18 protein-coding genes and 1 tRNA gene are annotated in these 22,793 nt (G+C 67.3%); 9 read left to right on the forward strand and 10 right to left on the reverse strand.

Annotated features, from left to right (window positions below):
• Positions 1-15 precede the first annotated feature (15 nt).
• From rpsA to polA, 4 genes are all read right to left on the reverse strand, one after another.
• The gene (rpsA, locus tag AC0KS4_RS13775) at positions 16-1,458 is read right to left on the reverse strand and encodes a 30S ribosomal protein S1 (RefSeq protein ID WP_014942332.1); all 1,443 of its coding nucleotides are present in this window, start codon (positions 1,456-1,458) and stop codon (positions 16-18) included.
• Positions 1,459-1,561: 103 nt separating this feature from the next.
• Entirely contained in the window at positions 1,562-3,097 is a 1,536-nt protein-coding gene (locus AC0KS4_RS13780; RefSeq protein ID WP_238956148.1) for a carotenoid oxygenase family protein, read from the reverse strand.
• 17 nt (positions 3,098-3,114) lie between these two features.
• A complete protein-coding gene (locus AC0KS4_RS13785; protein WP_238956149.1) occupies positions 3,115-3,744 on the reverse strand; it encodes a TetR family transcriptional regulator in 630 nt (209 codons plus the stop codon).
• Positions 3,745-3,757: 13 nt separating this feature from the next.
• Positions 3,758-6,418, reverse strand: a complete 2,661-nt coding sequence (gene polA / locus AC0KS4_RS13790; RefSeq protein WP_238957307.1) for a DNA polymerase I — start codon at positions 6,416-6,418, stop codon at positions 3,758-3,760.
• Positions 6,419-6,582: 164 nt separating this feature from the next.
• Here polA and AC0KS4_RS13795 point away from each other — a divergent pair, with 164 nt between their 5' ends.
• A complete protein-coding gene (locus AC0KS4_RS13795) occupies positions 6,583-7,035 on the forward strand; it encodes a Zn-ribbon domain-containing OB-fold protein (protein ID WP_238956150.1) in 453 nt (150 codons plus the stop codon).
• Positions 7,032-8,240: a lipid-transfer protein gene (locus AC0KS4_RS13800; RefSeq protein ID WP_196773205.1), complete on the forward strand. Its 1,209-nt coding sequence runs from the start codon at positions 7,032-7,034 to the stop codon at positions 8,238-8,240. The genes AC0KS4_RS13795 and AC0KS4_RS13800 overlap by 4 nt, the downstream gene beginning before the upstream one ends.
• Before the next feature lie 162 nt (positions 8,241-8,402).
• Here AC0KS4_RS13800 and AC0KS4_RS13805 read toward each other — a convergent pair whose 3' ends face one another.
• Positions 8,403-9,020, reverse strand: a complete 618-nt coding sequence (locus tag AC0KS4_RS13805) for an ANTAR domain-containing response regulator (RefSeq protein ID WP_225327483.1) — start codon at positions 9,018-9,020, stop codon at positions 8,403-8,405.
• 113 nt (positions 9,021-9,133) lie between these two features.
• Between AC0KS4_RS13805 and AC0KS4_RS13810 the strand changes: the two genes are divergently transcribed.
• The 7 genes from AC0KS4_RS13810 (at position 9,134) to cydC (ending at position 17,846) form a co-directional block, all read left to right on the forward strand.
• Positions 9,134-9,210: transfer RNA gene (locus AC0KS4_RS13810), tRNA-Leu, on the forward strand.
• A gap of 682 nt (positions 9,211-9,892) precedes the next feature.
• The gene (locus AC0KS4_RS13815) at positions 9,893-11,224 is read left to right on the forward strand and encodes an adenylate/guanylate cyclase domain-containing protein (protein ID WP_238956152.1); all 1,332 of its coding nucleotides are present in this window, start codon (positions 9,893-9,895) and stop codon (positions 11,222-11,224) included.
• A gap of 38 nt (positions 11,225-11,262) precedes the next feature.
• Positions 11,263-11,868, forward strand: a complete 606-nt coding sequence (locus AC0KS4_RS13820) for an HdeD family acid-resistance protein (protein ID WP_425326355.1) — start codon at positions 11,263-11,265, stop codon at positions 11,866-11,868.
• An 86-nt stretch (positions 11,869-11,954) separates the two neighbouring features.
• Positions 11,955-13,427, forward strand: coding sequence for a cytochrome ubiquinol oxidase subunit I (locus AC0KS4_RS13825; RefSeq protein WP_238956154.1), 1,473 nt, complete (start codon positions 11,955-11,957; stop codon positions 13,425-13,427).
• 42 nt (positions 13,428-13,469) lie between these two features.
• Entirely contained in the window at positions 13,470-14,510 is a 1,041-nt protein-coding gene (gene cydB, locus AC0KS4_RS13830) for a cytochrome d ubiquinol oxidase subunit II (RefSeq protein WP_238956155.1), read from the forward strand.
• Positions 14,511-14,572: 62 nt separating this feature from the next.
• Entirely contained in the window at positions 14,573-16,186 is a 1,614-nt protein-coding gene (gene cydD, locus AC0KS4_RS13835) for a thiol reductant ABC exporter subunit CydD (protein ID WP_275254404.1), read from the forward strand.
• Complete coding sequence (gene cydC, locus AC0KS4_RS13840; RefSeq protein ID WP_238956156.1) at positions 16,173-17,846, forward strand: thiol reductant ABC exporter subunit CydC; 1,674 nt, start codon at positions 16,173-16,175, stop codon at positions 17,844-17,846. Before cydD ends, cydC begins: the two co-directional genes overlap by 14 nt.
• A gap of 36 nt (positions 17,847-17,882) precedes the next feature.
• On the opposite strand, the gene usfY is transcribed toward cydC, so the two are convergent.
• From usfY to AC0KS4_RS13865, 5 genes are all read right to left on the reverse strand, one after another.
• Positions 17,883-18,194, reverse strand: a complete 312-nt coding sequence (gene usfY, locus AC0KS4_RS13845; protein ID WP_225327476.1) for a protein UsfY — start codon at positions 18,192-18,194, stop codon at positions 17,883-17,885.
• A 185-nt stretch (positions 18,195-18,379) separates the two neighbouring features.
• Positions 18,380-19,777 (reverse strand): bifunctional lysylphosphatidylglycerol flippase/synthetase MprF, encoded by a 1,398-nt coding sequence (locus tag AC0KS4_RS13850; RefSeq protein WP_225327475.1) that lies wholly within the window; start codon positions 19,775-19,777, stop codon positions 18,380-18,382.
• A gap of 143 nt (positions 19,778-19,920) precedes the next feature.
• Positions 19,921-20,853 (reverse strand): acyl-CoA thioesterase II, encoded by a 933-nt coding sequence (locus AC0KS4_RS13855; protein ID WP_238956157.1) that lies wholly within the window; start codon positions 20,851-20,853, stop codon positions 19,921-19,923.
• A complete protein-coding gene (gene pyk, locus AC0KS4_RS13860) occupies positions 20,822-22,240 on the reverse strand; it encodes a pyruvate kinase (RefSeq protein ID WP_238956158.1) in 1,419 nt (472 codons plus the stop codon). The genes AC0KS4_RS13855 and pyk overlap by 32 nt, the downstream gene beginning before the upstream one ends.
• Before the next feature lie 65 nt (positions 22,241-22,305).
• On the reverse strand, positions 22,306-22,749 hold the full coding sequence (locus tag AC0KS4_RS13865; protein ID WP_238956159.1) for a DUF2752 domain-containing protein: 444 nt from the start codon (positions 22,747-22,749) through the stop codon (positions 22,306-22,308).
• Positions 22,750-22,793: the final 44 nt, after the last annotated feature.

Below are 22,793 nucleotides of genomic sequence, written 5' to 3' on the forward strand. Positions count from 1 at the left end.
GTCCTCAGGAAGGGGTCACGCGTTGCCGGCGAGTTTCTCCCGCAGCGCGGCCAATTGGGCATCGCTGGCCAGCGATCCGCCCGCCTTCTCCGGGGGCGCACCGTTGCCCGGCGACTGCTCGCCGCCGGCGTGCCCGGCCGCCTCGGCCGCGGCGAACTTCTCCATCTGCGCGGTGTGCATCTTGTGCCGGCGCTCGGCCTCGGCGTAGCGGGCCTCCCACTCGGTGCGCTGCTTGTCGAATCCCTCGAGCCATTCGTTGGTTTCGGAGTCGAAGCCCTCGGGGAAGATGTAGTTGCCCTGCTCGTCGTAGCTGTCGGCCATGCCGTACTTCGCCGGGTCGAACTCGTCGGTGTAGTCCTCGTTGGCCTGCTTGAGCGACAGCGAGATCCGGCGCCGCTCCAGGTCGATGTCGATGACCTTGACCATCGCGTCGTCGCCGACGGCAACCACCTGGTCGGGGACCTCGACGTGGCGCTCGGCCAGCTCGGAGATGTGCACCAGGCCTTCGATGCCCTCCTCGACGCGGACGAACGCGCCGAACGGAACCAGCTTGGTGACCTTGCCGGGCACGATCTGGCCGATGGCGTGGGTGCGGGCGAAGTGACGCCACGGGTCTTCCTGGGTCGCCTTGAGCGACAACGAAACCCGCTCGCGGTCCATGTCGACGTCGAGCACCTCGACGGTGACCTCGTCGCCGACCTGGACCACCTCGGACGGGTGGTCGATGTGCTTCCAACTCAGCTCGGAGACGTGCACCAGACCGTCCACACCGCCGAGGTCGACGAACGCGCCGAAGTTGACGATGGAGGAGACGACACCCTTGCGGATGGCGCCCTTCTGCAGCTGGTTGAGGAACTCGCTGCGCACCTCGGACTGCGTCTGCTCCAGCCACGCCCGACGCGACAGCACCACGTTGTTGCGGTTCTTGTCCAGCTCGATGATCTTGGCCTCGATCTCCTTGCCGATGTACGGCTGCAGATCGCGCACGCGGCGCATCTCGACCAGCGAGGCGGGCAGGAAGCCGCGCAGCCCGATGTCGAGGATCAGGCCACCCTTGACCACCTCGATAACGGTGCCCTTGACGGCCTCGTCCTTCTCCTTGAGCGCCTCGATGGTGCCCCAGGCGCGCTCGTACTGCGCGCGCTTCTTGGACAGGATCAGGCGGCCCTCTTTGTCCTCCTTGGTGAGGACCAGCGCTTCAACCTCGTCTCCCACGGAAACGACCTCGTTGGGGTCGACGTCGTGCTTGATCGAGAGCTCGCGGGCGGGGATGACCCCTTCGGTCTTGTAGCCGATGTCGAGGAGCACCTCGTCCCGGTCCACTTTGACGATCGTGCCTTCGACGATGTCGCCATCGTTGAAGTACTTGATCGTTTTGTCTATTGCGGCGAGAAAGTCCTCGCTGGAGCCAATGTCGTTGACGGCTACTTGCGGCGAGGTGACGGCGGGACTCGGCATATTGTTGGGGTGCTCCGGACAGGTTTGGTCGTAGGGACAATTGGGATTTACCCATCGAGGCTACTCGACTGTGCACACGCTGGCCAAACCCAGTCCCGGCGCTTCACCCGGTTCGGTGGGCCACCCGGCTGGTGAAGGCGCCGTGGTAGCTCATCGGCACGTGGAACGGCAGCCACGCCTCCGCGATCGGACCGTCCGCCACGCGGGCCGCGTCGACCACCATTAACCTGCTGCGATGCTGCGATTCGTGGTATCCGACGGTGAGCAGCCAGCCGTCGTCCTCGGCCGTTCCACCGGGGCGCGGCACAAACGTCGGCTCCACCAACACGTCCCCGGGCGGGCAATAGGTCTGAACCGCGCCGGTGCGGTGATCGATGCGCGCGATCCCCTGGCCCTCGAACTTCGCGGGGTCCTGGACGGTCACGTAGGACACGTCGTGCCGGGTCGTGGAACGCCGCTGGTCGATCTGGGGGAATTCGCACCCGAAATCGGCCAACGGTTCGCCGGACACCCGCCCCGACGGCGCGATCCGGAACCGCGTCAGCACCACGGCGTCGTCGATGGCCCCGTAGTCGTCGAGCTGGGCGATGTCCGACCGGATGTGTGCGGTGTATTTCTTCATGCCGGCATACGTCTGGGGCACGAACCGTGGCAGCTCGACGACGACGTCGTCGCCGTCGTCATAAGCGTTGGTGAAATGCCAGTGATAGAACGGATCGGTCTCGGCCACCCGCACCCGGCCCCCGTCGCGCGGCGCGAGAACGAAGTACGACGGCGCGTGCGGCTTGAAACGTATGGAATCCCAATAGGATTGGTGGCCGGCCAGCGCCCACGGGTTGATGCGCAGCGGCGACACCACGAAGATCGCGTAGCGCCGGGTCAACGCCATGTCGTGCACCACGCCCATCCCGGGCAGCGGCACCGCGCGCAGGTAGCGGGTCACGCCGTTGGCGCCGGTCTCGTAGAGCCGCAGGCGCATCCGCGGCACCGCCTCGCCCGCCAACTCCCGCAGCCGGCGCCACCGCTCGCGACCGCCGGCCCCGCGCAGCACGTGGCGCAGGTCGATCCGCGGAAAGTACGGGTCGAACCCGAAGTTGATTTTGGTGTTGGTGGCCGGGTCGTAGGTGTAGTGCGCCGAATAGGCCCGGACCGCACCCTTGAGCGTCCCGCCGAGGTTTGACGGCCCGATGGTGTCCAGGGTGTCGAGATCGAGCTCGTGCGGCGGTCCGCCCTCCCAAAGCGCCAGCAGCTGGTTGCGGTTGACCATGACGCTGGTGTTGGCGGTGTTGGCGGGAAGCCGCAGCGCGTTCGCCAACGTGCCGCCGTCGCGCTGGTAGGCGAAGCCGCGGTCCACCAGGCGTCCGGCAGCCGTCGACTTCAGGTAGTTCTTGGTGCGGACGAAGCGGTTGCGGAAACGCACCCCCGATCCGTCGAGCACGAACGCGCTGACCATCCCGTCGGCATCGAAAATGCTCTCGACCTGCTCCGATCCGAGGGTCCAGCGGCCCGAGCCGTTCCGGTACAGGGTGCCGACCAGGCCGTCGGGGATCGTTCCGGTGATTTCGGTGACGTCGACATCGGTTTCGCCGACGATGTTTTCCCAGTAGCGCGAAGGAGCTTGAACCTCTGCCAGAACCATAAAAGACAGTCTGTCTATTATGATTGGGCGTTGTCAATGGTCTTGATGTCATCCGCGTTGAACGGCAGGGCCGCCCCGCCGTCCCAGCACAGTGCGGTGAGGTGTTCGACGAGCGCCTCCCGCGCCATGGTGCCCGTCCGGCACCACCATTCCGCGGCCGCAACCGCCGACCCGACGATGGCCCGCGACCAGGGCGCAGCCGCCATGCGCGCATCCTCGGAGCCGGACGACGACGCCAGCATCCATTCGACCGCGCCGGCCAGCTGCTCGAAGACACTGGTCGACGGGTCGCCGGTCAGGGCCCGGTAAAGGTTCGGCTCGGCTTGCATCCACGCGCTGATCACGTCGAAAAACAACGCCATCCGCTCCCGAAGGTCGGTGGAACCGGCTGCGCGAGTGGTGATTTCGGCGAGCAGCCGCTGCGAGGTGCGTTTGCTCAGCTCGGCCAGCAGCGCGTCACGGCCGGGGTACACGGCATAGACCGCCGACCGGACGAAACCGGCCTCGCCCGCGATGTCGACCAGTCCGGCGGACGGACCCTTGGCGCGGATCACGCGCTCGGCGGCGTCGAGGAGCTCCGAGCGCCGCTCGCCGGGATCCACCCGCGAGCCCGCCGGGCGACCTCGACTGCGCTTTGCCGCGGGCATGGACGGTGGCCTGTCAGTGCGCCGCAGCGTCCCAGCTGCGCCCGTAGCCGACCGAAACCTCGAGTGGGACGTCCAGCGGGTAGGCGCCGCCCATCTTGTCGCGCGCCAGGGCTTCGAGCTGCTCTCGTTCCCCCGGCGCGACCTCGAACAACAGCTCGTCGTGCACCTGCAGCAGGATCCGGGAGGACAGACCGGCGTCCTTGATCGCCTTATCGGTCTCGATCATCGCCACCTTGATGATGTCGGCCGCGCTGCCCTGGATGGGCGCGTTGAGCGCGGCCCGCTCGGCGGCCTCGCGCACCTGGCGGTTACTGCTGTCGAGTTCGGGCAGATAGCGGCGGCGGCCGAACACCGTCGAGGTGTAGCCGTCCTTGCGGGCCTGTTCCACGACGTCCATCAGGTAGTCGCGGACCCCGCCGAACCGGGCGAAGTACTGCTCCATCTGGTCTTTGGCCTCTTCGGTCGAGATCTTGAGCTGGGCGGACAGCCCGTAGGCGCTCAGTCCGTAGGCCAGCCCGTAGGACATGGCCTTGACCCGGCGGCGCAGTTCGGCGGTGACCTCCTCGATCGGCACGCCGAAGGCGCGTGAGGCGACGAACGAGTGCAGGTCCTCCCCGGTGTTGAAGGCCTCGATGAGCCCCGCGTCCTTGGACAGGTGGGCCATGATCCGCATCTCGATCTGGCTGTAGTCGGCGGTCATCAGCTCGCTGTAGCCGTCGCCGACCACGAACGCGTCGCGGATCCGCCGGCCGGCCTCGGTGCGGATCGGGATGTTCTGCAGGTTCGGCTCGGTCGACGACAACCTGCCCGTCGCGGCGATGGTCTGATTGAACGTGGTGTGGATGCGCCCGTCGGAGGCCACGGAATTCAGCAGCCCGTCGACGGTGACCTTGAGCCTGGTGGCGTCGCGGTGGGCCAGCAGGTGCTGCAGGAACGGGTGACCGGTCTTGTCGAACAGCGATTGCAGCGCGTCCGCATCGGTGGTGTAGCCGGTCTTGGTGCGCTTGGTCTTCGGCATCTCCAGCTCGTCGAAGAGCACCGCCTGCAACTGTTTTGGCGAGCCCAGGTTGATCTGCTTGCCGATCACCGCGTACGCCGCTTCGGCCGCGTCGCGGATCAGGCGGGCGAAATCGCTCTGCAGCTCGGTCAGCAGCTCCAAATCGACTGCGATGCCGGCGTTTTCCATCCCCGCCAGCACCCGCTGCACCGGCAGCTCCATGCCGCTGAGCAACGAGGTGGAGTTGATGCGGGCCAGCTCCTCGTCGAGCGCGTCGGCCAGATCCAGCACCGCCACGGCACGCAAAAGCAGCGTCTGCACCGCCTGGTCGTCGGTGCCGTCGGTGTCATCCAGTAGCGAAAGCTGTTGCTGTTCGGGGTTTTCGGCCCGCAACTCGCGCCGTAGATAGCGCAGCGACAGGTCGTCGAGGGAAAAGCTGCGCTGCCCGGGGCGCACCAGATAGGCCGCCAGCGCGGTGTCGGAGGTGACGCCGGCCAGTGCCCAGCCCCGCCCGGCCAGGTCGTGCATCGCCAGCTTGGCTTCGTGCAGCGCCTTGGGCGGGCCGGGGTCGGCCAGCCAGGACGCCAGCGCCGCTTCGTCTTCGGGGTCCAGCGTCGCGGTGTCGATGTAGCGGCCCTCGCCGTCGGCGGACACGATGGCCAGCGCGGTAGCGTCGGCGTCGTACGCCAGGTGGGTGCCGACGACGGCCAGCCCGAAGCGCTTCCCCGAGCTGTGCTCGGCCAACCACACCGCCAGCTCACCCGCTTCCAGCGCGCCGCCACGCACGTCGAAGCCCTCGTCGACCTCGGGCTCCACCGCGGCCAGGGTTTCGAACAGCCGGTCCCGCAGCACCCGGAACTCCAGGTCGTCGAAGAGCCGGTGGATCTGGTCGCGGTCCCACGGTTGCAGCCGCAGCGTGTCGGGCGTCTGGGCCAGCGGCACGTCTTTGACCAGATCGGTGAGCTCGCGATTGCGGATCACACTGGCCAGATGTTCGCGCAGCGCGTCGCCCACCTTGCCGCGCACCGAATCGACGTTGTCGACCAGCGCCTGCAGCGACCCGTACTCGCCGATCCATTTGGAGGCGGTCTTCTCCCCCACGCCGGGGACGCCGGGCAGGTTGTCGCTGGGGTCGCCGCGCAGCGCGGCGAAGTCGGGGTACTGGGTGGGCGTCAGCCCGTACTTTTCGACCACGGCATCCGGGGTGAAGCGGGTCAATTCGCTGACCCCCTTGCGGGGATAGAGCACCGTCACGTTCTCGCTGACCAGCTGCAGGGAATCGCGGTCGCCGGTGACCACCAGCACGCGATAGCCCTCGTTTTCGGCCTGGGTGGCCAGCGTGGCGATCAGGTCGTCGGCCTCGAATCCCGGCTCGGCGAGCACCGTGATGCCCAGGGCCGCCAGGACCTCCTTGGTGATGTCGATCTGGCCATGGAACTCGTCGGGCGTCGCCGACCGATTGGCCTTGTACTCCGGGTAGCGCTCGGAGCGGAAGGTCTGCCGCGACACGTCGAAGGCCGCGGCGATGTGGGTGGGGGCTTCGTCGCGCAGCAGGTTGATCAGCATGGCGGTGAAGCCGTAGACCGCGTTGGTGGTCAGCCCGCCGCGGGTCTTGAAGTTCTCGGCGGGCAGCGCATAGAACGCCCGAAACGCCAGGGAATTGCCGTCCAGCAGCATGAGCGTCGGCCTGGTTTGTTCCTCGCTGGCCTTCGTAGCGGTTTTCGTGGCGGGCACGGCTTTCACTTTAGGCACCCGGTGCGACGAGTTACGCGTCCCGACCGTGCCGCCCGCAGAACTGCAACACGTTTCAGTTTTATGCGTGGGCTGGGTACGCTGGCCCGGTGCCAGAAGTCATCCGACAAGAACCGGCGGTGGATGGATGGTTCGCCACCGACTCGACTAGCGAAGAAGCCGGTGTCCCGCATCTGATCGGCAGCAAGTGCCCCGAGTGCGGCACCTACGTCTTCCCGCCGCGGGAGAACAACTGCCCCAATCCGGGTTGCACCGGCGACGCGCTGGAATCGGTCGCGCTGTCGACGCGGGGAAAGCTGTGGAGCTACACCGAGAATCGGTACGCGCCGCCGCCGCCCTACCCGTCGCCGGACCCGTTTGAGCCGTTCGCCGTCGCCGCCGTGGAGCTGGCGAAGGAGGGCCTGATCGTGCTGGGCAAGGTCGTCGAGGGCACGCTGGCCGCCGACTTGAAGGTCGGCATGGAGATGGAACTGACCACCATGCCGCTCTACACCGACGACGACGGCGTGCAGCGCATCGTGCACGCGTGGAAGGTGGCGTGACGATGAGCGCTCCAGAACCGCTGTACATCTTGGGCGCCGGGATGCATCCCTGGGGCAAGTGGGGCAACGACTTCACCGAATACGGGGTGGCCGCGGCCCGGGCCGCGCTGAACGAAGCGGGCCTGGACTGGCGTCAGATCCAGTTGGTGGCGGGCGCGGACACCATCCGCAACGGCTACCCCGGGTTCGTCGCGGGTGCGACGTTCGCGCAGAAGCTCGGGTGGAACGGCGTGCCGGTCAGCTCGAGCTATGCCGCGTGCGCCAGCGGCTCGCAGGCGCTGCAGAGCGCCCGGGCCCAGATCCTGGCCGGCTTTTGCGACGTTGCCCTCGTCATCGGCGCCGACACCACGCCGAAGGGCTTTTTCGCCCCGGTCGGCGGTGAGCGCAAAAACGACCCCGACTGGCAGCGGTTCCACCTGATCGGCGCCACCAACCCGGTGTACTTCGCGCTGCTGGCGCGGCGGCGGATGGACCTCTACGGCGCCACGCTCGAGGATTTCGCCCAGGTCAAGGTCAAGAACTCGCGGCATGGCCTGCAGAACCCGAACGCCCGGTACCGCAAGGAGGTGTCGGTCGAGGACGTGCTGGCCAGCGCGGTGGTGGCCGACCCGTTGCGGCTGCTGGACATCTGCGCCACCTCCGACGGCGCGGCCGCGCTGATCGTGGCCAGCGCGAAGTTCGCCCGCGAACACCTCGGCTCGCTGGCCGGCGTGCCGTCGGTGCGGGCGGTCAGCACGGTCACCCCGAACTATCCGCAGCACCTGCCCGAATTGCCGGACATCGCAACGGATTCCACCGCCGCGGTGCCCGCACCCGATCGGGCGTTCAAGGACCATATCCTCGACGCGGCCTACGCCGAGGCGGGCATCGGGCCCGAGGACGTGAGCCTGGCCGAGGTCTATGACCTGTCCACCGCGCTGGAGCTCGACTGGTACGAACACCTGGGCCTGTGCCCCAAGGGCGAAGCCGAGGCGCTGCTGCGCAGCGGCGCCACCACCATCGGTGGCCGGGTTCCCGTCAACGCGTCCGGCGGGCTGGCGTGCTTCGGCGAGGCCATCCCCGCGCAGGCGATCGCTCAGGTCTGCGAGCTGACGTGGCAACTGCGCGGCCAGGCCACCGGTCGACAGGTGGAAAACGCCACCGTCGGGATCACCGCCAACCAGGGGCTGTTCGGGCACGGTTCGTCGGTGATCGTCGCCCGCTAGGGATTACGGCGGCTTCGGCTGTGAAGCCACGGCTTTCGGTGTGCGGCCACGGCGCCCGCGCTCGGCGTGTCGTCGCCGTGGGTTCCCGGTCAAGGCCGTGGCTTCACACTCGAATCCCTGAGCTCACACTCGACTCCGTGAGCTCACACTCGGCCGCCGAAGTTAGGCGTCCTTGGGCGGATCCAGGGTCTCCAGGACCACTTCGGCGACCCGCTTCATCGTCGTCCGCCGGTCCATGGCGGCCCGCTGAATCCACTTGAACGCCTCGGGCTCAGTCATGCCCTGCTCGGTCTGCAGCAGACCCTTGGCGCGTTCCACCAGCTTGCGGGTCTCCAGCCGATCGGACAGCGTCGCCACCTCGCGCTCCAGCTCCGCGATCTCGCCGAACCGGCTGACGGCCAATTCGATGGCCGGGATCAGGTCGCTGATGGTGAACGGCTTCACCAGGTAGGCCATCGCCCCGGCGTCCCGGGCACGCTCGACCAAGTCGCGCTGACTGAACGCGGTCAACACGACGATCGGGGCGATGCGCTTGCTGGCTATCTCCGAGGCAGCGTCGATGCCGTCGCGGCGCGGCATCTTCACGTCCATGATCACCAGGTCCGGCTGATGGCGCTCGGCCAACTCGACGGCCTCCTGGCCGTCGCCGGCCTCCCCGACGATCTCGTAACCCTCCTCTCGGAGCATCTCCGCGAGATCCAGTCGGATGAGCGCTTCGTCTTCAGCGATCAGGACCCGGCGCGGCACAGCGGCGTCGGTGTCGGTCGTGGGGCCTGTCATGACGGACATTGTGTCGCGAACGCCTCAGACCAGCGTGCGCGGGGGCGGTGTGACAGCTGAGGACACCAAATCCTCTATGGTGGGAGGCTGCCTCTAAGGTAAGAGGCCGGCAAGCCCTCGTATCCCAACTGGCAGAGGAAACGGATTCAAAACCCGTCCAGTGTGAGTTCGAATCTCACCGAGGGCACCAGCAGCGCGGTCGGCAGCATCATCGGCGCCGCCCGGCATTCCGGTACTGCAGTGGCGCGTCCGCCGGACGAAACCGGTTCACGGTTTTCAATTCGACCGTAATACCTTCCAAAGGTATGGATTATCCCGTTTTTATAAACCGCGCGAGTTTATGACCTTTTGTGTCGCAGCCGCAATATGCCGCTTAAAAGATCACTTGAATTCATAAATTGGCGCTTCGTCGGCGGGATTCGACACGCGTGGCGACGCCACCCGGCTGATCGCCCGGGACGCCGCGCGAGCGCGAACGGCTCAGTCGCCGAATGACCGCGTGACGCACACCTGGCCCGAAGCCGAAACCTCCGGCCCCGCGGTGTAATTGCCGATGGAATCGCCGGCCACCCGTAGCAGCCAACTCGGATCACTACAGGCCATACTGCAGCCATCCATGAGCGCGGCGGCAAGGGCAATGATCGACGCAAGAACGATTCTTCTGAGAACCGCCATCAGGCACCCCTTAGTCGAGGCGAACACGCGTCACACAGAGCGTCCAACACGTGTTGAATAACCGAACCAAATGACTCGTAAACCCGACAAAAACCCGATAACAAGATGGTTATCAGATCCGGAAACTTACGGGGGCGAAAACGGTGATATTCATTAGACAGCCGACAAATACCCTGCTCAGCGGTTAGGCTTGCTGCGTGGCGGCCAAGGATTGTGGTGGCCCACCGCGATGGCCAGACGGCTTGTCGAAGCGCCCGGACTGTGTAGCCGCGGCGCGGGCCCAGCCGCGCGCCCGCAACCAGCACTACGCCGACAGCGCCGCGCGCCAATACCGGGTGCTCGCGATCGCCGCGTGGCTGGCCGTGCTGGTCTGCGTCGACTTCGTCGCTTTGCAGTTGATCACCGGAGTCTGGACCTGGCAGATCATCTCGATCAACGCCCTCGCCGCGATGATCTTCGCCGCGGTGCCATGGCTGCACCGCTTCGGTGCCCTCGTCGCGCCGCTGACCTTCATCGGCGCCGCCTACATCACCGTCTTCGTCAGCTGCTGGGACGCCGGCACGGGGACGGGCTCGCAGTTTTTCTTCTTGGTGGGCGCGTGCCTGGTGGTGCTGTTGCTGGGCATCGAACACACCGTGCTGGCGGCCGGCCTCACGGCGGTCGGGGCCGGGCTGGTGATCGCGCTGGAGTTCCTGGTCCCCCGCGACACCGGATTACAGCCGGCGTGGGCGCAGTCCATGACCTTCGTCGTCACCATCGTCTCGGCCTGCGTGATGGTGTTCGTGGCGGTGTGGTTCGCCCTGCGCGACACCCAGCGCGCCGAGGCGGTGATGGAGGCCGAGTACGAGCGCTCGGAAGCGCTGCTGGCCAACATGTTGCCGGGCAGCATCGCCGAGCGGCTGAAGAGCTCGTCGCGCAGCGTCATCGCCGACAAGTACGACGAGGTCTCCGTTCTGTTCGCCGACATCGTCGGGTTCACCGAACGCGCCAGCACCACCACCCCGGCCGACCTGGTGCGGTTTTTGAACCGGCTGTACGGCGCCTTCGACGAACTGGTCGACAAACACGGCCTCGAGAAGATCAAAGTCAGCGGCGATTCCTACATGGTGGTCAGCGGGGTCCCGCGGGCCCGGCCGGATCACGCCTTCGCCCTTGCCGATTTCGCACTCGACATGGCCAATGTCGCTGCCGCACTGAAGGATCCGCACGGCGGCGCGGTCGCGCTGCGGATGGGCATGGCCTGCGGACCCGTGGTCGCGGGCGTCGTGGGCTCGCGCCGATTCTTTTACGACGTGTGGGGCGACGCGGTCAATGTCGCGTCGCGGATGGAGTCCACCGATTCGGTCGGACGCATCCAGGTGCCCGAGGCGATGTACGAAAGGCTCAAAAACGAGTTCGTCCTGCAGGAGCGGGGCCGCATCGAAGTCAAGGGCAAGGGCGTTATGCGCACCTGGTATCTCATCGGGCGCAAGGCAGCCGAAGAGCCGACCGACCTGCGCACCGGGCGATCGCACACCGCCCACGTCTGATCAAAGTCCCTGTACGGTCCCTGTACCACGGCCCGCGTTTGTGCCAGACTGCGGCCATGACTATCTCCCCTGACTCTCCTGGAACCCACCCCGTTCCAAGCTTGTTGCCGCATTTGTGGAAATCCGCTCTGCTGTCGGGAATTCTGTCGATCGTCCTCGGTGTCCTGGTGCTGGCGTGGCCGGGAATTTCCATCCTGGTCGCCGCCGTCGCCTTCGGCGTGTATCTGCTCATCACCGGTATCGCGCAGGTCATCTTCGCGTTCTCGCTGCACGTCTCGGCGGGGAGCCGGGTCCTGTTGTTCATCAGCGGGGCCGCGTCGCTGATCCTGGCGCTGCTCGCGTTCCGCCACTTCGGTCAGGGATACGCAATTCTGCTGTTGGCCATCTGGATTGGCATCGGGTTCATCTTCCGCGGTGTCGCCACGACGATTTCGGCCGTCAGCGACCCGCACCTGCCCGGCCGGGGCTGGAACATCTTCCTCGGCGTGCTCAGCCTGCTCGCTGGCATCGTGGTCGTGGCGTCACCGTTCGAATCGATTGTCACCCTGGCGATCGTGGTCGGCGCGTGGTTCGTCGTCATCGGGATCTTCGAGGTCATTTCGTCCTTCGGCATCCGCAAGGCGTCCAACACCCTCGGCGGCTGACGCGGGCGCCGGTGGCGCAGGCGCCGACCTATCTACTACACTCTGTCGTAGCCGTTGATCGGGCCTCCGCAGTCGGGAGATGACAGATGAATGTCGTCGATATTTCGCGGTGGCAGTTCGGTATTGTTACCGTCTACCACTTCATCTTTGTGCCGCTCACGATCGGTTTAGCCCCGCTGATCGCCATCATGCAAACGGTGTGGGTGGCCACCGGCAACACCGCGTGGTACCGACTGACCAAGTTCTTCGGCAAGCTGTTTTTGATCAACTTCGCCATCGGTGTGGCGACCGGCATCGTCCAGGAATTTCAGTTCGGGATGAACTGGAGCGAGTACTCGCGGTTCGTCGGCGACATCTTCGGTGCGCCGCTGGCGATGGAAGGGCTGTTCGCCTTCTTCTTCGAATCCACGTTCATCGGCCTGTGGATCTTCGGCTGGAGCCGGTTGCCGAAGCTGCTCCACCTGGCCTGCATCTGGATCGTCGCGATCGGTGTCAACGCCTCGGCGTTCTTCATCATCGCGGCGAACTCGTTCATGCAACACCCGGTCGGCGCGCACTACAACCCCAAGACGCGGCGCGCCGAGCTGGACAGCATTTTCGCCCTGCTATCCAACAACACTGCGCAAGCGGCGTTTTCGCACACCGTGGCCGGAGCGCTGCTGACCGCCGGCACCTTCGTCGCCGCCGTCAGCACATGGTGGATGGTGCGCTCCCGCACGACGGGATCCACCACCGAGGCCGCGGAAACCGAGGCCCGCACCATGTTTCGCCCCGCGGCAATGCTGGGGTGTGGGGTGGTACTGCTCGCCGCGGCCGGCCTGTTCTTCACCGGCGATCGCCAGGGCAAGCTGATGTTCGTCCAGCAGCCGATGAAGATGGCGTCGGCGGAGGCGTTGTGCCACACACAAACCGACCCCGACTTCTCGGTGCTGACCATCGGCACCCACAACAACTGCGGCAGCGTCACGGAAGTGATCAAGGTGCATTACGTGCTGCCGTTTTTGGCCGAAGGCAAGCTCAGCGGCGTGACGCTGCAGGGGGTGAACGAGCTGCAGCAGCAGTACCAGCACCGCTTCGGACCCGACGACTACCGGCCGAATCTGTTCGTCACTTACTGGTCCTTCCGATTGATGATCGGATTCCTGGTGTTCCCCGTGGCGTTCTCCCTGGCGGTGCTGTGGCTGACCCGGGCCGGGCGAACCCCCAAGGGCCGCTGGGTTTCCTGGTTCGCACTGCTCACCATTCCCACGCCGTTCCTGGCCAACATCTCGGGATGGGTGTTCACCGAGATGGGTCGCCAGCCATGGGTGGTGGCCCCGAACCCGACGGGTGACCCATTGGTCCGGATGACCGTCCGCGAAGGTGTGTCGAACCACGTGCCCGGCATGGTCATCACCTCGCTGGTGACCTTCACCCTCGTCTACGCGGTGCTGGCGGTCCTCTGGTTCTTCCTGCTCAAGCGCTACACCGTCGAAGGGCCACTGGAACACGACGCGGAACCCGCTCCCCCGCACGCGCCCAGCGCTGACGAGGTGGCGCCCCTGTCGTTCGCCTACTAAAGGCGTGCCGGGGCTTATCGACGCCGAAAGGAGCTGATCGCAGTGGGACTGCAAGAAGTGTGGTTCGGCATCATCGGGATGCTGTTCCTGGGGTTCTTCATCCTCGAGGGCTTCGACTTCGGCGTGGGCATGTTGATGGAGCCGTTCGCGCGCGTCGGCATCGGCGAAGCCGAACCGTTGCGCCGCACGGCACTCAACACGATCGGGCCCGTGTGGGACGGCAACGAAGTGTGGCTGATCGTCGGTGGCGCGGCCATGTTCGCCGCCTTTCCCGGTTGGTACGCCACCGTGTTCTCCACGCTGTATCTGCCGCTGCTGGCGATCCTGTTTGGCATGATCGTGCGTGCCGTGGCGATCGAGTGGCGCGGCAAGATCGACGACACAAAGTGGCGCGGCTGGGCCGATTTCGGCATCGCCGCCGGCTCGTGGCTGCCGGCCGTCCTGTGGGGTGTCGCGTTCGCCGTGTTGGTCCGCGGGCTCCCGGTGGACGCCGCGGGCCACATTCACCTGTCGATCGGCGACGTGCTGAACGCCTATACGGTGTTGGGCGGCCTCGCGACGGCCGGTCTGTTCCTGCTGTACGGCGCGGTGTTCGTCGCGCTGAAGACGTCCGGCGCGATCCGTGAGGACGCGTACCGGTTCGGGGTGTGGCTCTCGCTGCCGGTGACCGGACTGGTTGCGGGCTTTGGGCTTTGGACGCAGCTGGCGTACGGCAAGGACTGGACCTGGCTGGTGCTGGCCGTCGCCGTGGTCGCGCAACTGGCCGCGGTGCTGCTGGTGTGGCGGCGCGCCTCCGACGGCTGGGCGTTCACCTGCATCGCGCTGGTGGTCGCGGCCGTGGTGATCCTGCTGTTCGGCTCGCTGTATCCGAACCTGGTGCCCTCGACACTGAACAAGCAGTGGAGCCTCACCATCTACAACGCCTCTTCGACCCACTACACGCTCAAGGTCATGACGTGGGTGACGGCGTTCATGGCGCCGCTGACGGTGGTGTACCAAGCGTGGACGTACTGGGTTTTCCGGCAACGGATCTCGGCCGAGCGGATACCGGCGCCCATCGGTCTGGCAAGGCGCCCGTCCTGAGCGGTAACGACCGCGCGAGCCGGGCGCCGCTAGACCCGAGACTGTGGCGGGCATCGACGGCGCTGCGCCGCTACCTGCTCGCCGCGGTGGGCTGTGGGGTGCTGATCTCCGCCTGCGCGATCGGCTCGGCGATCGTGTTGGCGCGCATCGTCGCACGCGTCGTCGACGATCCCCCCGCGCGCGGCCTTCACGCCTGGTGGGGGCCGCTGTCAATCCTGTTGGCGCTGTGGGCAATTCGCGCGGTGACGCATTGGTTTCAGGCCCGGCTGGGGCAGCGGGGAGCCAGCGCCGTCATCGCCGACCTGTCCGGCCAGGTGCTCGATGCGGTGACCGCCAGGCAGCCCGGCGCACTCGCGGCGCAACGCGACGCCGCCGCCGTGGTGGTCACCCGCGGCCTGGACGGCCTGCGTCCCTACCTCACCGGATACCTGCCGACGCTGCTGCTCGCCGCGATCCTGACGCCGGCCACCGTCGCCGTCATCGCGGCCTACGACGTGAAATCGACGGCGATCGTGGCGATCACGCTGCCGCTGATACCCATCTTCATGGTGCTGATCGGGCTGGCGACCCGGGACCGGTCGGCGGCGGCGTTGGCCGCCATGACCACCCTGCAGGCCCGACTGCTGGACCTGATCGCCGGCATCCCCACCCTGCGGGCGCTGGGACGCGGCGCGGGCCCCGAACAGCGCATCGCCGAACTCGCTGCCGCGCACCGCCGCTCGGCCATGGCGACGCTGCGGATCGCGTTCCTCTCGGCACTGGTGCTCGAATTGTTGGCCACCCTGGGGGTGGCGCTGATCGCCGTCGGCATCGGCCTTCGCCTGGTATTCGGCGAGATGACGCTGACCACGGGCTTGACGGTGCTGTTGCTGGCGCCGGACGTGTATTGGCCACTTCGCCGTATCGGCGTGGAATTCCATGCCGCTCAAGACGGAAGGACCGCCGCCGGCGAGGCGTTCACCCTCATCGGCGAGCAGACCCCGTCCAGGGCCGGGACCCAGACGGTCGCCGCGCGCGGTGCGCGGATCCGACTCGAACATCTCACCGTCGCCGGCCGCGACGGGCAGGCGCCGCACGATCTGAACGCGCTGATCGAACCCGGCACCGTGACCGTGCTGACCGGGCGAAACGGCGCCGGCAAAAGCACCACACTGCAGGCGATCGCCGGGATCACCGCGCCCTCGTCGGGCCGGGTCACGGTCGCGGGGATCGATGTCGCCGATCTGGACCCGGCCCGGTGGTGGGGACAGCTGTCCTGGCTGCCGCAACGCCCGGTGCTGGTGCCCGGCACCGTCGACGACAACCTGGCGCTGCTCGGCGAACTCGAGGACCTCGAAAACGCTTGCGCGGTATCCAGATTCGATGCGGTGTTGGCGGAGCTGCCCGCGGGGGGCGACACCGTGCTGGGGCGCGGCGGCGTCGGGCTGTCCCTGGGGCAGCGGCAGCGGCTGGGACTCGCGCGGGCTCTCGGATCGGCGGCCGCCGTGCTGTTGCTCGACGAGCCGACCGCGCACCTGGACGCCCACACCGAGCAACGGGTCTTGCGGGCCATCGTGGACCGGGCCCGCGCCGGTGCGACCGTGATCGTGGTCGGGCACCGAGAGCCGGTGCTTGCCATCGGTGATCAGGTCGTCGAGGTGACCGCCGACCGTGGGGTGCGCTATGCCCCAGTCTGATTCGACGACGAGCCGCGCCGAACCCCTACTGGCCGCGGCGGCACTGTTGCGGCCCCGGCTGCCGCGGGTGCTGGCGGCGATCGCGCTCGGGGTGCTGTCGCTGGGCAGCGCGCTGGCGCTGGCCGGCATCGCGGCGTGGCTGATCACCCGCGCCTGGCAGATGCCGCCGGTGCTCGACCTCTCGATCGCCGCGGTCGCGGTCCGCATGTTCGCCATCTCGCGGGCCGTGCTGCACTACTGCGAGCGCCTGGTCACCCACGACACGGCCCTGCGCGCGTCCGGCACCGCCCGGGTGCAGGTCTATCGACGGCTGGCGCGCGGACCCGCGGCGGGCGCCGTCCGGCTGCACAGCGGTGAGCTGGTGGCCCGGGTGGGCGCCGACGTCGACGAGCTGGCCAACGTGTTGGTGCGCGCCCTGGTGCCGATCGGGGTCGCGGGGGTGCTGGCGCTCGCGGCCACCGCGGTCGTCGCCGCCATCTCGCCGGCGGCCGCCGCCGTCCTCGCCGTCTGCCTGCTGATCGCCGGTTTCGTCGCGCCCCGCCTCGCCGGCCGGGCGGCCGCGACCCAGGAAGACATCGCACGGCACCATCATTCCGAGCGCGACACCGCGGCGATGATCGCTCTCGAACATGCGCCCGAGCTTCGCGTCGCCGGCCTGCTACCCGGCGTCATCGCCGAATCGCAACGCCGGCAACGTGCGTGGGGCGATGCCCTGGACGCCGCCGCCAAACCGGCCGCCATTGCCGAGGCGATGCCCACCGCGGCCGTCGGGGCCAGCGTGCTGGGCGCGGTGGTGGCCGGCATCGGGTTGGCGCACGCGGTCGCGCCCACCACACTGGCCGTGCTGATGTTGCTGCCGTTGTCCGCCTTCGAGGCGATGACGCCGCTGCCGGCGGCGGCCGTGCAGCTGACGCGGTCGCGGATCGCCGCGCGCCGATTGCTCGAGTTGGCGGCCGACGCTCCGCGTGAGGCGGTCGAAACCACAAACGCAGCACCGAGGCCCGTCGGCGCCGGCCGGTTGACCGCCGACGTGCGTTCCGGTCACGGTGCGGCAGGCTCGATCCGCGTCGCGCTGGACTTGCCCCCGGGCGCGCGGCTGGCCGTGACCGGCGCCAGCGGGTCGGGGAAGACGACGCTGCTGATGACGCTCGCCGGGTTGCTGCCGCCGCGCGATGGGCAGGTGCTGCTCGACGGCGTCGCCTTGACTCAGTTTGACGAAGTCGACTTGCGGTGCGCCATCGGCTTTTTCGCCGAGGACGCCCACATTTTCGCCACCACGATCCGGGACAACCTGCTGGTCGCCCGCGGCGACTGCCGAGACGACGAACTCACCGCGGCCCTGGGCGCCGTCGGGCTAGGCGCGTGGCTGGCCGGCCTGCCCGACGGCTTGGCCACGGTGTTGATCGGTGGCGCGCAAGCCCTTTCGGCGGGCCAGCGCAGGCGACTACTGCTGGCCAGGGCGGTCCTCTCGCCCGCGCGGATCGTGTTGCTCGACGAGCCCACCGAGCACCTCGACGTCACCGACGCCGAGCAGGTCCTGCGCGACCTGTTGGCCCCGGATTCCCGGCTGCTGTCCCCCGAGCGCACCGTGGTGGTGGCCACTCACCACCTGGCCAAGGGAATCGGCTGCGACGAACTGCGCGTCGGTCACAAAGCCTGAGCGCCAGGAGCTACCGCGTGTCCGCCCGGGGAGCGGTCAGCTGGCCGGGCGCTGCCGATAGGCGTCCGGGTGCTCCTCATACCAGCGGTTCTCGAGCTTGCGGACCCGCCCGCGTTCGACCTTGAGCCACACCAACCCGACCGTCATCGCCGCGACCGCTATCACGGCGCCGATCACACTGCGGCCTTCGTGACCCGTGCCGAGGGCGACGAGACACCGAAAGACGGCGATCACGCCCACGAGCATGAACAGGTACCCCGGCCAACTCATCACGTCGATCAGCGACTCACCGGCATGCGGCCTCGTCGTCCTCGCATGGTCGATGGGGTCGCGAAACGTGTCACCCATGACAATTCCCTTTCCCCGTAGTTTCACCAGGGGGGCGTCCGGACAGTGCGTCGATCATGCGACCACGCACATGCGGAAGCCGACCATGTCTATGCCTTCAACGGTAGTCACCGTGGGTGAGAATGTTCTGTCTAGTAACTGGACAGCCGCTGCCAATCGGGCTGTCCCCCACCGCCGGCGGCGGGTTAGAGGTGTCGCCGGCGCGGCATGAACTCCAGCGACAACAGCACGAACAGCAGCGGGACGATCTGTGTCAGGGAGATCAGCGCGTACCGGCGCGTGTCGAGCGCGTGCCACTTGCGCACGTACCGGTACAGCGACTCCAGCGCGATCAGCGGGTCGAGGATGTGGGTCAGCCGGTACAAGACGCGCTGGGTCCAGCCGCGGTTCTTGTCGTCGAATATCTCGGGGAATGCGGCGAACGCGAGCGAAACCCGCTGTGCCCCATTGTCTTTACCGGCCATGATCATGTCGACGCTGAGCCGCTCGTCGAGTCCGTTGGGGGCACCGCGGCGCCGCCACGGGACGTCGAGGGTGATGTCGCTACCGCCGCCGGCCGTGGCGTATCGGTGAAATGCCTGCACCTTGCCCGCGGCGTCCCTGGCGATGATCAGCTGTATCCCGGGGAAACGGCCTTCCAACACGCCGTCGAGATTCATGTGGAATCCGCGGTCGGCATGCGCCCCTTTGGACGATTCCCGCACCACCTCGGTCAGCTCGGTCAGCAGCGCGTCGTCGAGCCCCTGCTCCGCCACGATTTCGGTTGTGACGCCGCAGTTATGGGTGCGCTTCACGGCCTGACGCAGGTTGCGGAACTTTCGGCCCACCATGTCGAAGCCCGACACGTCGACCACCACGTCGCGCCCAATCGGTATGGGCCACAACGTTTGTCCCAATGTCGCCGAGTCGCTCCAGAGTTTGAGCCGCCGCTCGCCACACCCCACCACCGCGATCCGCCATCCGTGGGCATGACAGGTGGCGGCGAAATCGGCCACCAGTTCCGGGAAGTGCGTCTCGTCACCGATGGGGTCGCCGCTGACCACGGCGATTCCCATTCGCGTCCGGTAGGCCAGCGCCGCGGAGCCGTCGGCGGTGAAGTGGTAGCTCTTGCCGGTCTGCATGGTGAACGGCGCCAACGCGTCATCGCTGGTCGCGTTGATCAATTCCCACACACGCGGCAGGTCGGCGGGCCGCGGGTGCGAGGTCATCGGCCACATCAACACCATGCCCGAGCTGGCGATCACGACGTCGCCGAGCAGGTCGAAGGACAACACGTGCAGGCCCAGCCCCGCCAGCACGAAAAGCGCGGCCGCGATGGCGTGCATCGTCGTCACCGGGCGGCCCAGGAACACGCCGCGCGCGATCCATGCCACAGCGATCAGCACCGTCACCGACCAGGCCAACCGATCCGCGAACTGCCAGTTGGGTTGGCTGTGGTGGCGAGCGAGTATCTCGATGAGCCAGCACGTCGCGCAGAGCAGGGCCAGGGCACCGATCAGGCGGGCCGCCAGTGAATCGGCCGAAACGACAACGCGTTCGCGCGCGCGAGGTCTTGCCGTGACGTCCACGACCGGCCCGTTCACACTCACCTCCCGATGCGCTGACAACAGCTGGGCGGCGTGTCCGCCGCCTCTGCACCGAATACCCGGCTAGGTCAAAGTTACGCCCGATCAAGGCCCTACCGGGAGAGATTCGGGCGGATATCCTGCGGCTATTGGGTAACGGTTTATCGGCGAGAAGACGGAAAGTACTTCAGCACGCCCTCTTGCACCACGGTGGCGAGTGGCTGCCCGGACCGGTCGAAGAAATGCCCGGCGCCCAGGCCGCGCGAATCCGCCGCCACGGGCGACGACGTCGAGTACAACACCCAGTTGTTGAAGTTGACCTGCCGGTGAAACCAAATGGAATGATTGGCCGACGCGGCGAAAATGCGGTCGAATCCCCAGGAAAGACCGTGCGTGGTGATGACCGAGTCCAACACCGTGGTGTCCGAGGAATACACCATTGTCGCCGTGTGCAATACCGGGTCCTCGGGAACCTCTCCCAGCGCCTTGACCCAGACCCGGTTGTGGGGCAGCCGATCCCCCTTCGACCGCATCACCCAGGCGGGGTCGTTGGTGTAGCGCCATTCGATGGGCTGCAGGGCGTTGACGAAGTGCGGGACGGTGTCTTCGTAACCGCGCAGCAGTTCGCCGATCGTGGGCTGGGTGTGCGGTTCGGCCACCTGGGGTGGATCGATTCCGTGCTCGAGGCCTCGGCCGCCGGACATGAAGGAGATCATCGCCGAGCACAGCAACGTGCCGTCTTGCATCGCGTCGACGCGCCGGTTGGCGAACCGCCGCTCGTCGCGCAGCCGGGTCACGCGGTATTCGATGTCCTTGCCGGTGTCGCCACCGTTGATGAAGTGCACCGATAGCGCGCCCGGGGGCAGGTCGTCGCGAATCAGGCTGCGGCTGGCCGCGACGAACGATTGCGACATGAGCTGACCGCCGAACGTGCGCATCGGGTTCTTGCTGGGGTGCGAGCCGATGAATAGGTCATCGGAGACACGGTGAAGGTCGAGTGTCGCCAGCAGCTCCTGGAAATCAGAATCGGTGCTGATGGCGGCCTCTCCTTCGGTCCGGGCGTTAAACGTCGTCCTCCCCGATCCGGTGCACATGGATCAGGTTGGTGGACCCTACTGTGCCAGGTGGCGCGCCGGCGACGATGACCACCAGGTCGCCGCGCTTGTAGCGGCCGAGTTCGAGCAGCGACTTGTCGACCTGGCGGATCATGCCGTCGGTGGAGGTCATCATCGGGACGATGAACGTCTCGGTGCCCCAGGTCATGGCCAGCTGGCTGCGCACCTCGGGCCAGGCGGTGAAGGCCAACAGCGGCAGCGGGGTGTGCAGGCGCGCGAGCCGCTTGACCGTGTCGCCGGACTGGGTGAAGGCGACCAGGGCCTTGGCGTCGAGCCGCTCGCCGATGTCGCGGGCCGCATAGGAGATCACGCCCCGTTTGGTGCGCGGGACGTGGGTCAGCGGCGGGGCGGCCGTGGAATTGTCCTCGACCGCGCAGATGATGCGCGACATGGTCCGTACGGCCGCCATCGGATACTTGCCCACCGACGTCTCCCCGGACAGCATCACCGCATCCGCGCCGTCGAGGACGGCGTTGGCGACGTCGGACGCCTCCGCGCGGGTCGGCCGTGAGTTCTCGATCATGGAATCGAGCATCTGGGTGGCCACGATGACCGGCTTCGCGTTCTCGCGGGCCATCTGGATGGCCCGCTTCTGCACCAGCGGAACCTCTTCCAAGGGCAGCTCGACGCCGAGGTCGCCGCGGGCCACCATGATGGCGTCGAAGGCCAGCACGATGGCTTCCAGATTGTCGACGGCTTCGGGCTTTTCCAGCTTGGCGATCACCGGAACCCGCCGGCCGACCCGGTCCATCACCTCGTGCACCAACTCGACGTCGGCCGGCGAACGCACGAAGGACAGCGCGACTAGGTCGACACCGAGGTCCAGCGCGAAGGTGAGGTCCTCGATGTCCTTCTCCGACAAGGCCGGTGCGGACACGTTCATGCCCGGCAGCGAGATGCCCTTGTTGTTGCTGACCGGGCCGCCCTCGACGACGGTGCAGATGACGTCGTCGCCCTCGATGCCGTCGACCACCAGGCAGACCTTGCCGTCGTCGACCAGAACCCGGTCACCGACGGCGGCGTCCTCCGCCAGCCTTTTGTACGTGGTCGACACCCGGTCGTGGCTGCCGTCGCAGTCCGCGACGGTGATCCGGACCGTCTCACCGTCGGCCCAGTAGGTGGGGCCGGTGGCGAAGCGTCCCAGCCTGATCTTGGGGCCCTGCAGGTCGGCGAGCACACCGACGGCGCGGCCGGTCGCGTCGGAGGCGACCCGGACCCGTTCGTAGGCGGCTTTGTGATCGGCGTAATCGCCGTGGCTGAAGTTCAACCGGGCGACGTCCATTCCGGCCTCAACCAGCGCCAAGATCAACTCGTCCGAATTGGTCGCAGGCCCAAGGGTGCAGACGATCTTTCCGCGTCTACTCACGCCGACCCAGCATAGTCGCGTGTATCCCCAACGGCCCGCACATAACGGCGCCGCGCAGTGTGCTCTTACCCACCAAGAACGCTCGGAATCAACGGGAAGGCGGGCAAGTTACGCGCAACCGTCCAGACGACCGTCGCGGCCACGACGGTCAGCAACGCCGTCCGCGGCAGCGGCGAAGCGCCGCGTGCGCGGCGAACCAGCAGCCACGCGGCCAGCATCGGGATTCCGGCCAGCACAAAAACGTTGTCGTGGATGGCGGCCGCCAGGTCGCCGTGCACCACGTCATACGTCATGCGCAGCCCGCCGCAAAACGGGCAATTCCAGCCGGTGAGCCACTTGAACGGACACGGCGGATAGATCGAAGCGGGATTGTGCGGGTCGGCCAGCGCGACGTAGCCGAGCGCGCCGCCCAGCGCGAGGCCGGTCGCCGCCCCGGCATAGCCGAGAGGAGCACGCAGGCCGTGCGAGCCGGCATGCGCGGGTGGAAGGGCTGACCTCGCGTTGGTCACAGTGCTTCCAGCATGCCAGATTCGCGGCGCCCCGGCGCTTGGAT

The organism is Mycobacterium sp. NTMscope_MAC_12 (assembly GCF_976985675.1).

Bases quoted from the DNA above. Each gene is read 5' to 3' on its own strand.
- AC0KS4_RS13825 (WP_238956154.1), top strand. From the start codon at position 11,955: ATGAATGTCGTCGATATTTCGCGGTGGCAGTTCGGTATTGTTACCGTC.
- usfY (WP_225327476.1), bottom strand. From the start codon at position 18,194: ATGGGTGACACGTTTCGCGACCCCATCGACCATGCGAGGACGACGAGG.
- polA (WP_238957307.1), bottom strand. From the start codon at position 6,418: ATGCTGCTGGACGGCAATTCCCTGGCGTTTCGGGCGTTCTATGCGCTG.
- AC0KS4_RS13805 (WP_225327483.1), bottom strand. From the start codon at position 9,020: ATGACAGGCCCCACGACCGACACCGACGCCGCTGTGCCGCGCCGGGTC.
- AC0KS4_RS13785 (WP_238956149.1), bottom strand. From the start codon at position 3,744: ATGCCCGCGGCAAAGCGCAGTCGAGGTCGCCCGGCGGGCTCGCGGGTG.
- rpsA (WP_014942332.1), bottom strand. From the start codon at position 1,458: ATGCCGAGTCCCGCCGTCACCTCGCCGCAAGTAGCCGTCAACGACATT.
- AC0KS4_RS13855 (WP_238956157.1), bottom strand. From the start codon at position 20,853: ATGTGCACCGGATCGGGGAGGACGACGTTTAACGCCCGGACCGAAGGA.
- AC0KS4_RS13780 (WP_238956148.1), bottom strand. From the start codon at position 3,097: ATGGTTCTGGCAGAGGTTCAAGCTCCTTCGCGCTACTGGGAAAACATC.
- cydC (WP_238956156.1), top strand. From the start codon at position 16,173: ATGCCCCAGTCTGATTCGACGACGAGCCGCGCCGAACCCCTACTGGCC.